Raw genomic sequence first — 12,375 nt, 5'->3', positions numbered from 1 at the left:
CGGTACGGGCCCCCCCACAACCCCGGGGGGGGGGGGTTCCCCTCCCCGCGGGGCCCTACTTCGTTCGGATCCCCCCCCCCCTGGGGCCCGCCACCCGCGCCCCCTCCGGGGCCCCGGGCCCCTGTCGTTGTGCGGCTACAGCAGGTGGTCCGCCTTGCCCGCCTTGATGTCGCGGATCAGTTGCTGGAGTGCTTCGCGGCTGTCGGTGAGGCAGTTCTCCTCCGCGCCGGCGACAGCTATGTAGCCGTGGCCTTCGGTGTCTGTGCCGAGCCTGAAGCAGTTGTTTCCTTCGCCGCAGTTGGGTTCTTCCCAGTTGATGTCCGACATGCTGAACGTCCCTAGAGTTGGCCGGAGATGGCGTGGATGAAGTCTCTGGACGCGACGGAGGACAGTGACGCGTCCTCCATCCAGTCCAGGTGCGCGCGGTACTTGGTCAGCTGAGCGTCAGCGTGCATGAACTCGGGTCCGTGAGCCGAATCGAGCTGCACGGTGTCGAGTTGGGGTACGACGCCGTGGGCGTAGAGCAGTGCGTGCCCGGCTCCGGGGAATGCTCCTCGGTCGACCGGGATCACCCGTACATCGATGTGCTCGCGCTCCGACATCTCGCACAGGTGGTGCAACTGTTCACGGGTGACCTCCCGGCCGCCGAACTGCATGCGTAGGGCGGCTTCATGTACGTACCCCACGTAGGCGACGGGAATTTCGCGGTCGAGTACCTGCTGCCGCTCCATCCGCTGCGCCACTCGCAACTCGATCTCCAGGCGGGACAGTTCGGGCAGGACAGCGCCGAACACCGCGCGGGCATATCCATCAGTGTGAAGCAGGCCGGGTAGATGGACGGTCTGGGCCGTGCGGATGCGTGTGGCGTGCCATTCGAGTTCGGCGATGTCCAGAAGGCCCGGGGGAAGTGTGCCTCTGTACTGCTCCCACCAGCCGCGCTCACATTGCTCGGCCATCTCGACGAGGGCATCCACGTAAGGTGGTTCTGCGCAGGCGTAGTTGCAGGCCAAGGTGCGGATGCGTGCAGGAGTGATCGGGCGAACGCCGACCTCCATGTTCGAGATCTTCGTACGGTCGACGCCCAGCAGTCCTGCCGCGTAGGCGGTGGTTGCCTCGGCTGCTACGCGCATCTTGCGCAGTTCGGCACCGAGTCGCTTCTGGCGTTCTGTCGGAGTGGCGCTGCTCGGCATGGGCCCTCTCTTCCGCGGACTGTGTGCACAGTCTGCCGCTGCACGGGTCGCCCAGTCCAACAAGCGGGAGGCAATTGCCTCCAAGCGTGTGACATGAGTGCCATCGCTGCACTACCTTGGGTGACGCACCGCTCACACAGCGCCGACGAGCCGGAAGTGCATCACGCGGTCCTGCCCTCAGCCTCCTGCCCTGGGAGGGGCGGTGCCGCGTCAGGGAGACAGGCCACTGCTCGTCCACAACACAACAACGTGAGCCACTCGTGCGCGCCCACGCGAAAGAGAGACGCCGCCAACTCGCCATCCGCACCAGGGGAGTCAGTCATGCACGTATCCGCCTTCGCCGCGCTCTGTCCGGCCGTCACCGCCGGGACAGGTCCGCAGGCCACCCCGCATCCCCATCTCGCCCTCCGCTCCGACCCCGCGCAGGCGCACTCCCGGCCCTGTCTGCGTTCCAACGGCCATCCTGGGCGTGGGGTCTCGCTGAGTTTCACGCTCCCCGGTGACGCCCGTAGCGCGTTCATCGGCCGGACCGTGGTGGCCACTGCCCTGGAGGCGCACGGGCTCGCCCCGTACGTCTGGCCCGCCACGCATGCCGTGGGCGAACTGGTCGCGGTCACCGCCGGAATGAGCCCGGGGAAGGAGCTCTACGTATCCCTGCGCCACCGGGACGACGCGGTCCGGCTCCTCGTCTGGGATCAGCATCCGCATCACGCGGAACCCGACCTGGCCACGCTCTGTGAAACTCGGCGTCGGCGGGCGCTCTGGCTGCTCGCGGCCGTTGTGGACGACTGGGGCGGGGAATGGGGATGCGGCGAGGCCGAGCCGCCGCAGCGAGGCATCAAGTCGTGGGTCGAGTTGCCTCGTTGAGCTGTCCGGTGAGCGGATCGGCCGGTGCCCCGTGCGAGGCCGTAGTGGTGGACGTCCGCGCCTGCGCCCGTCACACGCACGCGGGGGCCGGTGCGTTCCCGCTCCGGCCCCCACTGCGCGATCGGGAAGGTGTTCAGCCCTTCGGCTGGGTGAAGCGGATGCGGTTGCCGAAGGGGTCGCGCAGGCCGCAGTCGGTTCCGTACGGGCGGTCGGTGGGCTCCTCGGTGAACTCGACACCCTGGGCCAGCAGCGTCTCGTACGTCTTGCGGCAGTCGTCCGTGGTGAGGATGAGCCAGCCGCCCATCGCCCCCTTGGTCACCAACTCGCGTACCTGCTGGGCCGTTTCCTCGGACATGGCCGGGGCGCCCGGCTTCTCCAGCAAGATCTGGCGTTCGGGGTGGCCGGGGACGCTGACGGTCAGCCAGCGCATGAAGCCCAGGCTCACATCGGCGCTGACCTCCAGGCCGAGCTTGCCGACGTAGAAGTCGAGGGCCTCGTCCTGGTCGAGGACGTAAATCTGCGATTGCGTGATGGCGTTGAACATGTGCATCACGCTACGGGGCGCGCTCGAAAAAAACTTATCCAGAACTGCTCAGCTGCTCGGGCGCATCCACGTCATGGTGAAGCACGTCGGGACGCCCGTGGCCGTCGCTTCCTTGCGGTACGTCCTGGGCGAGCGGCCGACGATGTCGTGGAACGTACGGCTGAACGTCCCCGGGCTGCCGAATCCGACCTCGTAGCAGATGTCCGTCACGCTGCGGTCGGTCTCCCGCAGCAGGAACATCGCCCGCTCGACGCGGCGGCGCTGCAGGTAGCGGTGGGGTGTCTCACCGAACGTGGCCCGGAACGTACGGGTGAAGTGGGCCTGGGACACATGCGCGATCCTGGCCAGGGCCGGCACGTCCAGCGGCTGGGCATAGGCGCGGTCCATCGCGTCCCGCGCCCGGAGCATGCGGCGGTTGGTCTCCTCCACGGCGCGGTTCACGGGACAATCACATCACAGGGCATCCGCCGGACCCGCCCTACCTGCCGTTGTCCTCCTGGCCGGCCCGTGCCCGCCCGGCTCGGTCCGGTCCGGTCCGGTCCGGTCCAGTCCGGTTCGGTCCGGCTCGGGGATGCCGTTTCGTGGAGGTACGCATCCAGCCCGGCGGCCCCGGACAGCATCGCGCGCCCCCGGGCCGACAGCCGGGCGTGCCAGTCGCGCAGGGCGGACTCCAGCGGTTCCGGCCCGCCCGCCGCACGCACCTGGGCGATCAGCGGGGCGATCTGCTCCAACGGGTAGCCACCCCGGCGGAGTTGGTGGGTCATCCTGGCGTCCCGTACGGCTGCCTCGTCGTAGACGCGGTAGCCGGTCCCCGGGTCGCGGCGCGGGTGAACCAGTCCGGCCCGTTCCCACTTGCGCAGCGTTGCGGGCCGGATTCCGAGCTTCCCGGCCAGCGGCCCGATGAAGGTCCCGCCGGACCCGGCCGTGGGAACGGATCCGGTGGCAGGAACGGGCCCGGTGGCGGGAACGGGCCCCGGCCCGGATGCCGCAGGCGGGCCGGGCGCCGCTGCGCCGCCCAGGTCCCGGAGGGCGCGCTCCACGGCACGGAGGGTCTGGCGGTCGTCGAGGAGCTGGGCGTGGCTCTCGTCGACGAGATGCAGCGCCTCGTCCACCGCGCCCCGGTTCACCGCCCGCATGATCGACGTCGCCGTCCGGTGGCCGTGGCCGGGGACCAGGGCGAGGAAGGCGCGCAGGGCCCCCGCGTGCAGCGAGGTGTAGGCGCGGTAGCCGTGGGGGGTGCGATCCGCGGCCGGGAGGATGCCGGCCTCCTCGTAGTTCCTGACCGCCTGCGTGGACAGACCGTGCTCGCGCGCCAGATCGACCGGCCTGAGCCGATCGCCGTTTTTAAGGTTCAGCCCCATGGTCCTGCCGGTATCGCGGGAAAGTTTCAACCGAAGGTTCAACGATAGCGTTGAAGGCATGGCTACCGACATCAAGGACATCGCCCGGGCCGTCGAGGCCGCCGCCGTCATGGGGATGCTCCCGGGACGGCCCCGGCTGCTCGCCCTGGGCGAGCCCACCCACGGTGAGGACACCCTGCTCGATGTGCGCAACGAGCTCTTCCGGCAGCTCGTCGAGGAGGAGGGCTACCGGACCGTCGCGATCGAGAGCGACTGCCTGATGGGCCGGATCGTGGACGACTACGTCACCTCGGGCACGGGCACACTCGACGAGGTCATGGAGCACGGCTTCAGCCACGGCTGGGGCGCCGCCGAGGGCAACCGCGAACTGGTGCGCCGGATGCGCGCCCACAACATCCGCGCCGACGACGACGGCCGGCCCGCGTCCGAGCGGCTCCGCTTCGCCGGGTTCGACGGCCCGCTGGAGATCACCCACGCCGCGAGCCCCCGGCAGGCCCTCACCGCACTCCACGGTCACCTCGCGGCCAGGGTGGACGCGGACCTGCTCCCCTGCACCGCGGAGACGCTCGACGACCTGCTCGGCGCAGACGACCGGTGGACCGAGCCCGCCGCGATGATGGACCCCTCCCGGTCCGTGGGACAGTCGGCCGAGGCCGGCCGGCTGCGGCTGCTCGCCGACGACCTGGTGGCGCTGCTCGACGCGCAGACACCGCACCTGATCGCGACGGACTCCCGGGACGACCGGGACCGGGCGCACCTGTACGGGCGTACCGCGATCGGCCTGCTGCGCTACCACCACTGGATGGCCGACCCCTCGCCGGCCCGCCTGACTCGGCTGGTGGGTCTGCGGGACCAGATGATGGCCCGCAACCTCCTCGCCCTCGCCGAACGCGGCCCCGTACTCGTCCACGCCCACAACTCTCATCTCCAGCGGGGGAGGAGCACGATGCGGATGGGCGGGGCGCCGCTGGAGTGGTGGGGCGCCGGCGCGCTGGTGAGTGCCCGGCTGGGGGAGGAGTACGCCTTCGTGGCGACGGCCCTCGGCACGATCCGGCACCAGGGGGTGGACACCCCGCCGCCGGACAGCGTCGAAGGACTCCTGTACGCGCTCCCGGAGGACCGGTACGTCCTCGACGCCGGCCGGCTGGCCGCCGCGCTCGGCGATACGCCGCCCGCTGCCCGCGTGTCGCCCTGGTTCGGCTACGCTCCGCTCGACCCGGCCCGTCTGGCGGACAGCGACGGGATCGTGTTCGTCAAGGACGTCCCAGGCGAGTAGCGGCGACCGCCGCGGGTCCTACGGCGTCGGGGTCTTGCCGCAGAACTCCGCCTCGATCACATCGACGTAGACCGCCCCGCTCCGCAACCAGTCACCGTTGATGTTGAACGTCAGCTGGTGCTTCCCGTCCTGAGTGCCGACCATCGCGGACAGGGAACCGTTCGTACGGCCGCTCTTGCCCACCACCTTCACACCGCAGGACAGCCGCGCGAACTCGACGCCGAGTCCGTACCCGGTCCCGTCGCCCAGCGGTACCTCGTCGAGCATCTCCGCCATCTGCGCGGGCGGCAGCAACCTGCCGCCCATCAGGGCGCGTTGGAAGCGGTTGAGGTCGCCTCCGGTGGAGATGACGTCGCCGGACGCGCCCAGCCAGGTCATGTTCTGTTCGGTGGCGTCATGGATCTCGGCGTCGGGGGCCTCCTGGTGGAAACGGGAGTAGCCGACGGGATGCGGGGCGGGCATCTGCGGCGCCGTGCCGGGGAACGACGTCCCGCGCAGCTTCAGCGGCCGGATGATGCGGAGGGTGGTCTCCTGCGCGTACGAACGGCCCGTCGCCTTCTCGATGACCATCCCGGCTATGACGTAGTTGGTGTTCGAGTACAGCGGCGTCCTCTCCGGGTCGGGGACCGGCGGGTGCTTCAGCGCGACCGCCACCAGCTCCTCGGGCGTATGGGTGTCGTACCGGTGCTCCGGGAAGCCGGGGCCCGCGGCGTCGTGCACGAACGCGGGGTCCGAGGCGTGGTCGGCGATTCCGCTGGTGTGGTTGAGGAGCCCGCGCAGGGTGATCCGGTCTCCGTCGTACCCGTTGCCCCGCACCAGGCCGGGCAGCCAGTGCTCGACCGTGTCGTCGAGGCTCAGCCGCCCCTCCGCCTCCAGCTGGAGCAGGACGGTCGCGATGAACGTCTTGGTGATGCTGGCCCCGCGGAAGTGGTCGCCGGGCGAGCGCTCGCGGCCGGTCGCGGTGTCGGCGTAGCCGGCCGCTCCGTACCAACTCCCCTTGCCGTCCCGTGTCATGGCGGCCACGCCGGGCAGCTCGCCCTTCTCCACCACGGCCCGCAACGCGGCACGGGTCGCCTCGTGCCCGGGTGCCGTGAACGCGGGGGCCGCTTGTGCGGAAGGGGCGAATGCGGCCGCTCCCACGGTCGCGGCCACCGCCAGGGCGAGCGAGGAGATACGCGCGGTCCGTTGCCTCATACGTTTTGCCTCCGGGTCACCGAGGGGGCGTGGTGTCGCCCCCCTGCGGTGCCTGTGACGCGTAACTCGGCCCCGGGGGTTGATCGTTGGCGCACCGGGGTGATCGCCGGTGCGGCCCCCGGCTCACCCCTTCGGGGCCCTGGCCGTGATCAGCAGGCCGGCGAGCAGGCTCCCCAGTACGGTGAAACCGACTGCCCACCAGAAGGCGACGGAGTATCCGCCCATGACCGCGGTGTTGACGTTGTCCACAGTGCCCGACAGTGCCGGCGGGAGATTATGCGGGCTGATGACGAAGCCGTTTCCGGCCGCCTCGACCAGCGGGGCGGGAACGTCCGACGCATGGGCCAGCCGCGCGGAGATCGCGGAGGCGAGGATGCTGCCGAACAGCGGCGCACCGGCCCAGTCGCCCAGATTCTGGGCCGCGCTGACCACCGCCGAGGTCCCGCCGGAATCCCGCGGGGCGACCCGCTCGGTCGCGGTGGCGAAGAGCGGGGTGAAGGCCATACCGGCACCGAAGCCGATGAGCAGCGTGCCGGGCAGTACCTGGGCGGCGTACGAGCTTTCGGCGTCGATCCCGGCCAGGATCGCCAGGCCGACCGCCGCGAGCAACAGGCCCGGCACGATCAGATTGCGGGGCGCCAGCCGGTGGTACAGGCGGGCGGAGACCTGGGTGGCGGCGACGACACCCGCGCCGGCCATGGGCAGCAGGGCCAGACCGGACCGGCCCATGGGGTAACCGCGGACGCCCTGCAGATACCTGGTCAGGATCATGAACGTGACGATCAGCACCAGACCGATGGAGGCCAGGGCGAGGAAGGAACCGACACGGTTGCGGTCCCTGAAGACGTACGGCGGAAGGAGCGGGTCGCGGGACCTGGTCTGCCACCACACGAAGGCCAGCAGCAGGAGGATCCCGCCGACGAGCAGGATCAGGGTCCGGGGAGTGGTCCAGCCGCCGGACCCGGACGCGCCGGCGGTCTCGGCCGCCCGGAAGCCGAGGACCAGTGCGGCGAACCCGGCGGAGCCGAGCAGCAGGCCCGGTACGTCGAGACGGGCAGGGGCGCGGTTCGAGCGGTCGTGCACCAGGCCCGCCGCGCAGATCGCGGTGATCACGGCGAGCGCGGTGACGGCGTACATGCCCACCCGCCAGCTCAGGTTCTCGGTCAGCAGGCTGCCCGCGAACACCCCGAACGCGACACCACCGGCGGCCGTCGCACCGTAGACACCGAAGGCCCTGCCGCGCTCCTTCGGCTCGGTGAAGCCGTTGACCACCAGGGACAGCGCGGACGACGAGATCAGCGCGGCGGTCACGCCCTGGAGGACACCCGAGCCGGTGAGCAGGGCGGACGAGGGGGCCAGGCCGCCGAGTGCGAAGGCGACCGCGAATCCGGCCAGGCCGGTGATCAACACCCTTTTGCGGCCCAACAGATCGGTGATGTGCCCGCTGAGCAGCAGCGTCACACCGAAGGCCAGCACATAGGCGGTGTAGGTACCGCCCAGGTCGTCGGCGGCGATGCCCAGGTCGGCGTGGACGGACGGCAGCGCGGCGTTCGTGACCCCCGTGCCGGTCAGTATCAGCAGCTGCGCCGACGCGGCCACGGCCAGCCCCCACCACCGCCTCGGATTCGGAGCAGGCGCACCCGGCGGGACGGTGGGCACCGGCATGCCGCCGGGCGCCGCGCCCACGGTCGGCGCGAACCCCGGTGACGGGTGGTGGCCCACCGGGGTCGTCGGGCTGTACGCGGGCTGCGCCGGAACCGGCCGGGCCTGAACCGGCACGCGCGGATCCGGCCGCGGGGCCCGCGTCTCCGGGGCGAAGTCCAGCAACTGTGCCGCATGGCGCCCGAGTTGGGCCAGCACCGAACCGGGCAGCCACTCACCGCCCTGGTCACCGGCCGTACGGGCGACCACCTCGGCGGGCGTGGGCCGCTGCGCCGGGTCCTTGTGCAGACAGGCGCGTACGAGGTCGACGAGCGACTCCGGTACACCGGTCAGGTCCGCCTCCTCCTCCGCGATCCGGAAGAGGTGCGCGTTCAGACCGGTCTCCGTGGCGCCGAAGAGGAGGCGGCCGGTGGCGGCGTGGACGAGGACGGCACCCAGGCAGAACACATCGCTGGCCGGGGTGAGTTCGAGGCCGCGCACCTGCTCGGGAGACATGAACCCGGGGGAGCCGATCAGCATTCCGGTGCGGGTGTGCAGGCTGTCCCCGGCGAGGCTGTCCATGGCCCGCGCGATCCCGAAGTCGATCACCCGCGGTCCGTCCACCGTCACCAGCACATTGGACGGCTTGAGGTCGCGGTGGATCAGGCCCGCGCCGTGCACCGACTCCAGGGCCGTGGCCAGACGGTTGGCGAGGGTGCGGACCGAGTGCTCGGGCAGCGGTCCGAAGTCCTTGGCGACCACGGTGGTCAGATCGGGCCCGGGGATGTACTGGGTCGCGACCCAGGGCACCTGCGCCTCGGTGTCGGCGTCGAGCACGGCCGCCGTCCAGGTCCCGCCCACCCGGCGGGCCGCTGCCACCTCACGCGTGAACCGCCTGCGGAATTCGGGGTGCTGGGCGTGCTCGGCCTGCACCACCTTCACGGCCACGGTCCGTCCGGCTTCGGAACGGCCGAGATACACCAGCCCCATGCCGCCCGCGCCCAGTCGGGCTATCAGGCGGTAGGGGCCGATGTGCGTCGGATCTTCTGCGGTCAACTGGTCCACGGCAGCAAGATAGTTGAGGTATCCAACCCGTGGTGCCGAGTCGCGATGAGCCGTGGGTGTACGCGGGCGTTTCCTCTCGGCATCAGCCGTTTCGTCGTTGCGGAGCGTCCGCCCGGTCGGGAGACGGCATGAGCGGCGGGCCGTCGGACTCCGCCGCCGAGGCGATCTTGCGCAGCAGGACCACGAGTTGCTCCCGCTCCGCCTCGTCCAGCGGGGCCAGGAGGGCGCGCTCGGTCTCCATCTGCTCGCCGATCGTGGAAGACCAGGCGTCGCACCCCTTGTCGGTCAGCACGACGAGCAGGCTCCGGCGGTCCTCCGGCGCGGGCTGCCTGGTCACGTAGCCGGACTTCGCCAGGCGGTCCACCCGGTTCGTCAGCGTTGCCGGATGGGTGCCCAGGCCCTCGGCCAGTTGCGTCGGTGTCATCCGGTACGGCTCGCCGGCGGAGCGCAGCCGCCAGAGGATCTCGTACTCCCACATCTTCAGCCTGCGCCGTGCGAGCCCGGCCTCCTTGCGGCCCTGGAGGTACTGGACCAGCATCTGCATCCGGGTGACGGCACCCTCGACCAGCGGATCCAGGTCGGGGACCTCCCGACGCCATCGGGCGATGTGCCGGTCGATCGAGTCGCTGCCGGGGGCCGGCTCGCGGGTGGTCTCCATGGCTCCAGCATAGGAGCAGTAGTTCCGATTCGGATATTTTGAAATCGTAGTAAGCTCCGGTCCTCGCTCCCGAGGCGGTTCCGGCGGCACCGGCGGCCATGCCATAACGCCACGCCGTGATCGCGTGGCAATGACGCCGTACGCCGTGACCGGCTTCGACGGCGCCCGCCCGCTCGACATGCCGATGAGTCCCGCCGCGCGTAGCGTGAAATCCCCGGCCGCGACGGCGCCACAGTCCCGCGCCCGAGCCCCCTCGGCCTTCGGAGGGCGGACATGAAACTCGGCCTGCACTACTGGAACTACTCGACACCGGCCGACCCGGCGCTCATCGCCCCCACCCTCGCGGAATCGGTGCGGGTCGCCGACCAGGCCGGGATCGCGTCCTTCAGTGCGATGGACCACTACTTCCAGATGGAGACCGGGCAGAGCGTCGCCGACGAACCGATGCTGGAGGGGTACACCACCCTCGGGTACGTGGCCGCGGTGAGCGAACGGATGACCCTCGGCCTGTTGGTCACGGGTGTGGTGTACCGGCACCCCGGACTGCTGGCGAAGATCGTCAGCAGCCTCGACGTGCTGTCCGGCGGCAGGGCCAGGCTGGGCATCGGCGCCTCCTGGTACGAGCGCGAGCAGTACGGGCTCGGCGTGCCGGTGGTCCCGGTCGCCGAGCGGTTCGAGCGGCTGGAGGAGACCATCCGCATCTGTCTCCAGATGTGGAGCGACGACAACGGCCCCTTCCGGGGCCGGCACTACCGGCTCACGGAGACGCTGTGCGTACCCGAGCCGATCGGCGGGCACCCACCGATCATGATCGGCGGCGGGGGCGAGCGGAAGACCCTGCTCCTGGTGGCCCGCTACGGGGACGCGTGCAACCTCTTCGCCACCGGCCAGGAGGAAGTGGCCCACAAGCTCGATGTGCTGCGGGCGCACTGCGAGGCGGAGGACCGTGACTACGACGCCATCACGAAGACCGTGATGTACGGCGGCCCGGTGCTGGACAAGCCGGCCGCGTTCCTCGCCGACGCGGAGGCGTACGCGGGCCTGGGCATCAGCGAGATCCAGGTGCTGCCCGACCGGCACCCGGTCAGCTTCACCCATCAGATCGCCGAACGCATCGCACCCGCCGTCGCCGGGATCGGATAGCCACCGGCGGGTGCGCCACGCGCCATGTCGGAACGGGCGGGCCTACACGCCGGTGGTGCCGTCCACGATCTCCCGGATCATGTCGAGGTGCCCGTTGTGCCGGGCGGTCTCCTCGATCAGATGCAGGACGATCCAGCGCAGATCCGGATGCCTGCCGTCGCGGCGCGGTTGCGCGGCCGGGGTGTCCAGGTCGGTGGCGGCGACCAACTCGCTGTAGCGGGTGGTCCGTTCCCGGTAGAGCGAAAGTACATCGGCGAGCGGCATGTCCACCGCGATGCGCATCTCGCGGTCCGGGTCCTCGTCGGTCCACGGACCCTCGTCCGGGCCGCCGAGGAAGATCACCTCGAACCAGTGGTACTCCACCCAGCTCAGGTGGTTGATCAGGCCGGCGATCGTCATCAGGGGCGAGCCGGGAAGCGGCGCCCTGCGGGCGTCCTGAGGCGAGACGCCCTCGCACTTCGCGCGTGCGGTGTCGCGGACATAGTCGAGAAAAGTGGCCAGCTGAGTGCGCTCGTCCCAGGCGGGAGGCGAATCGGTACGTGTCATCGTCGTACACGATGTGCGACGGGCCGTCCCCTGTCCACCGCATTGTCCAATGGGGCCCGCCCCTGGGTCCGTGGGCCCACGCCCCGGCGATCCGGCCTCATTACGCTCGTGCACGACCAACTGTGAGCCACCCGACCGGCGCCCGCCACGAGCGCCTGTCCGGCGTGCCCGCAGATATCTGGAACTGCACGCTCCACCTGTCTCGCATGGGGTGATGTGTCGATGAGTGACGGTTTCTTCTACTCGTACCACCTCGGCTGGAGCCGACCGGACTCCGAGTCGCTCTTCAATGATCTCGACGCGGCGGGGCTCCGGCTCAGCCACCCGGTCACCAGACGGGTCACACTGCTCGGCCCGGGGCCCGGCCCGCACGGCACTCCGTCGTGGGTGACCAGGGAGCAGCTCGTGCTCCTCGCCGGACTCCAGCGGCTCGACAGCGTCGACTTCGTACTGTGGATGAACAGCGGAACCGAAGTACCCGCACGTATCCGTCGGATGAGGGACGGAGTCGTCGCGCTCGAATTCGGCTTCGGCCGGCTGACCCGGGACGAGCAGGAGGTCGCCGCCAGGGCGATCAGGGAGGCGATAGGGCGGGCATCGGTGCTCTGCATCGGCTTCGTCGTCGACCGCGAGGGCGCCTCGGTGGCGACGGACTGGAGCGGTGTCGTCATCAACGGCACCACGTTCTTCGACAGTTGGCCGGACACCCTGGCCGTGCGGCACGAGATAGCCGCCATGCAGCCGCAGTTGGCCGGGGTGGCCTCGTTCGACCAGTCGCCCTGGATGCTCTTCGGCAGCGAGGTACCCGTCCGGTAGCGGGATTCCCGCCCGGTAGCGCCGACTTTGAGCCTTGCATTGGGTCCTGAGGCCCATGCCCCGATGGGTGCCGG

Annotated in this window: 13 protein-coding genes; 4 read left to right on the top strand and 9 right to left on the bottom strand. The window is 70.5% G+C overall.

The features are described from left to right. Positions 1–135: 135 nt before the first annotated feature. Together ACFVH0_RS09190 and ACFVH0_RS09185 are read right to left on the bottom strand one after the other, a co-directional pair. Complete coding sequence (locus ACFVH0_RS09190; protein ID WP_385818948.1) at positions 136–327, bottom strand: hypothetical protein; 192 nt, start codon at positions 325–327, stop codon at positions 136–138. Between the two features lie 11 nt (positions 328–338). Further along, a complete protein-coding gene (locus ACFVH0_RS09185; RefSeq protein WP_385818947.1) occupies positions 339–1,190 on the bottom strand; it encodes a DUF5753 domain-containing protein in 852 nt (283 codons plus the stop codon). 321 nt (positions 1,191–1,511) lie between these two features. On the opposite strand from ACFVH0_RS09185, the gene ACFVH0_RS09180 reads away from it, so the two are divergent. Then, the gene (locus ACFVH0_RS09180) at positions 1,512–2,057 is read left to right on the top strand and encodes an ATP-binding protein (protein ID WP_385818946.1); all 546 of its coding nucleotides are present in this window, start codon (positions 1,512–1,514) and stop codon (positions 2,055–2,057) included. Between the two features lie 133 nt (positions 2,058–2,190). On the opposite strand, the gene ACFVH0_RS09175 is transcribed toward ACFVH0_RS09180, so the two are convergent. Genes ACFVH0_RS09175 through ACFVH0_RS09165 form a run of 3 tightly spaced genes read right to left on the bottom strand, consistent with a single transcriptional unit; the run spans position 2,191 to position 3,962 of the window. Then, positions 2,191–2,601: a VOC family protein gene (locus ACFVH0_RS09175; RefSeq protein WP_385818945.1), complete on the bottom strand. Its 411-nt coding sequence runs from the start codon at positions 2,599–2,601 to the stop codon at positions 2,191–2,193. Positions 2,602–2,649: 48 nt separating this feature from the next. Continuing rightward, positions 2,650–3,042 (bottom strand): helix-turn-helix domain-containing protein, encoded by a 393-nt coding sequence (locus ACFVH0_RS09170; protein ID WP_385818944.1) that lies wholly within the window; start codon positions 3,040–3,042, stop codon positions 2,650–2,652. Continuing rightward, entirely contained in the window at positions 3,039–3,962 is a 924-nt protein-coding gene (locus ACFVH0_RS09165) for a TioE family transcriptional regulator (RefSeq protein ID WP_385818943.1), read from the bottom strand. The genes ACFVH0_RS09170 and ACFVH0_RS09165 overlap by 4 nt, the downstream gene beginning before the upstream one ends. Positions 3,963–4,020: 58 nt before the next feature. Here ACFVH0_RS09165 and ACFVH0_RS09160 point away from each other — a divergent pair, with 58 nt between their 5' ends. Beyond that, complete coding sequence (locus ACFVH0_RS09160; protein ID WP_385818942.1) at positions 4,021–5,238, top strand: erythromycin esterase family protein; 1,218 nt, start codon at positions 4,021–4,023, stop codon at positions 5,236–5,238. 18 nt (positions 5,239–5,256) lie between these two features. Here ACFVH0_RS09160 and ACFVH0_RS09155 read toward each other — a convergent pair whose 3' ends face one another. From ACFVH0_RS09155 to ACFVH0_RS09145, 3 genes are all read right to left on the bottom strand, one after another. Further along, positions 5,257–6,432 carry a serine hydrolase domain-containing protein gene (locus ACFVH0_RS09155; RefSeq protein ID WP_385818941.1) on the bottom strand — a complete coding sequence of 392 codons (1,176 nt, stop codon included), beginning with the start codon at positions 6,430–6,432 and terminating at the stop codon, positions 5,257–5,259. 123 nt (positions 6,433–6,555) lie between these two features. Then, positions 6,556–9,138 (bottom strand): MFS transporter, encoded by a 2,583-nt coding sequence (locus ACFVH0_RS09150; protein ID WP_385818940.1) that lies wholly within the window; start codon positions 9,136–9,138, stop codon positions 6,556–6,558. Positions 9,139–9,220: 82 nt separating this feature from the next. Continuing rightward, positions 9,221–9,796 (bottom strand): MarR family winged helix-turn-helix transcriptional regulator, encoded by a 576-nt coding sequence (locus ACFVH0_RS09145; protein WP_385818939.1) that lies wholly within the window; start codon positions 9,794–9,796, stop codon positions 9,221–9,223. Positions 9,797–10,069: 273 nt separating this feature from the next. On the opposite strand from ACFVH0_RS09145, the gene ACFVH0_RS09140 reads away from it, so the two are divergent. Then, entirely contained in the window at positions 10,070–10,939 is an 870-nt protein-coding gene (locus ACFVH0_RS09140; RefSeq protein ID WP_385818938.1) for an LLM class F420-dependent oxidoreductase, read from the top strand. Positions 10,940–10,981: 42 nt separating this feature from the next. Here ACFVH0_RS09140 and ACFVH0_RS09135 read toward each other — a convergent pair whose 3' ends face one another. Beyond that, entirely contained in the window at positions 10,982–11,485 is a 504-nt protein-coding gene (locus tag ACFVH0_RS09135) for a DinB family protein (protein WP_385818937.1), read from the bottom strand. A gap of 222 nt (positions 11,486–11,707) precedes the next feature. On the opposite strand from ACFVH0_RS09135, the gene ACFVH0_RS09130 reads away from it, so the two are divergent. Further along, entirely contained in the window at positions 11,708–12,301 is a 594-nt protein-coding gene (locus ACFVH0_RS09130; protein WP_360541892.1) for a hypothetical protein, read from the top strand. Positions 12,302–12,375 lie beyond the last annotated feature (74 nt).

Origin of the sequence: Streptomyces sp. NPDC127117, from assembly GCF_042677325.1 — a bacterium.
GTDB lineage: Bacteria > Actinomycetota > Actinomycetes > Streptomycetales > Streptomycetaceae > Streptomyces.
Note: the sequence above shows the minus strand (reverse complement) of the source record. Positions and strands in the feature narration are given on the sequence as shown.

Coding starts and splice junctions, on each gene's coding strand:
- ACFVH0_RS09190 (WP_385818948.1), bottom strand. CDS start 327: ATGTCGGACATCAACTGGGAAGAACCCAACTGCGGCGAAGGAAACAAC.
- ACFVH0_RS09185 (WP_385818947.1), bottom strand. CDS start 1,190: ATGCCGAGCAGCGCCACTCCGACAGAACGCCAGAAGCGACTCGGTGCC.
- ACFVH0_RS09180 (WP_385818946.1), top strand. CDS start 1,512: ATGCACGTATCCGCCTTCGCCGCGCTCTGTCCGGCCGTCACCGCCGGG.
- ACFVH0_RS09175 (WP_385818945.1), bottom strand. CDS start 2,601: ATGTTCAACGCCATCACGCAATCGCAGATTTACGTCCTCGACCAGGAC.
- ACFVH0_RS09165 (WP_385818943.1), bottom strand. CDS start 3,962: ATGGGGCTGAACCTTAAAAACGGCGATCGGCTCAGGCCGGTCGATCTG.
- ACFVH0_RS09160 (WP_385818942.1), top strand. CDS start 4,021: ATGGCTACCGACATCAAGGACATCGCCCGGGCCGTCGAGGCCGCCGCC.
- ACFVH0_RS09155 (WP_385818941.1), bottom strand. CDS start 6,432: ATGAGGCAACGGACCGCGCGTATCTCCTCGCTCGCCCTGGCGGTGGCC.
- ACFVH0_RS09145 (WP_385818939.1), bottom strand. CDS start 9,796: ATGGAGACCACCCGCGAGCCGGCCCCCGGCAGCGACTCGATCGACCGG.
- ACFVH0_RS09140 (WP_385818938.1), top strand. CDS start 10,070: ATGAAACTCGGCCTGCACTACTGGAACTACTCGACACCGGCCGACCCG.
- ACFVH0_RS09135 (WP_385818937.1), bottom strand. CDS start 11,485: ATGACACGTACCGATTCGCCTCCCGCCTGGGACGAGCGCACTCAGCTG.
- ACFVH0_RS09130 (WP_360541892.1), top strand. CDS start 11,708: ATGAGTGACGGTTTCTTCTACTCGTACCACCTCGGCTGGAGCCGACCG.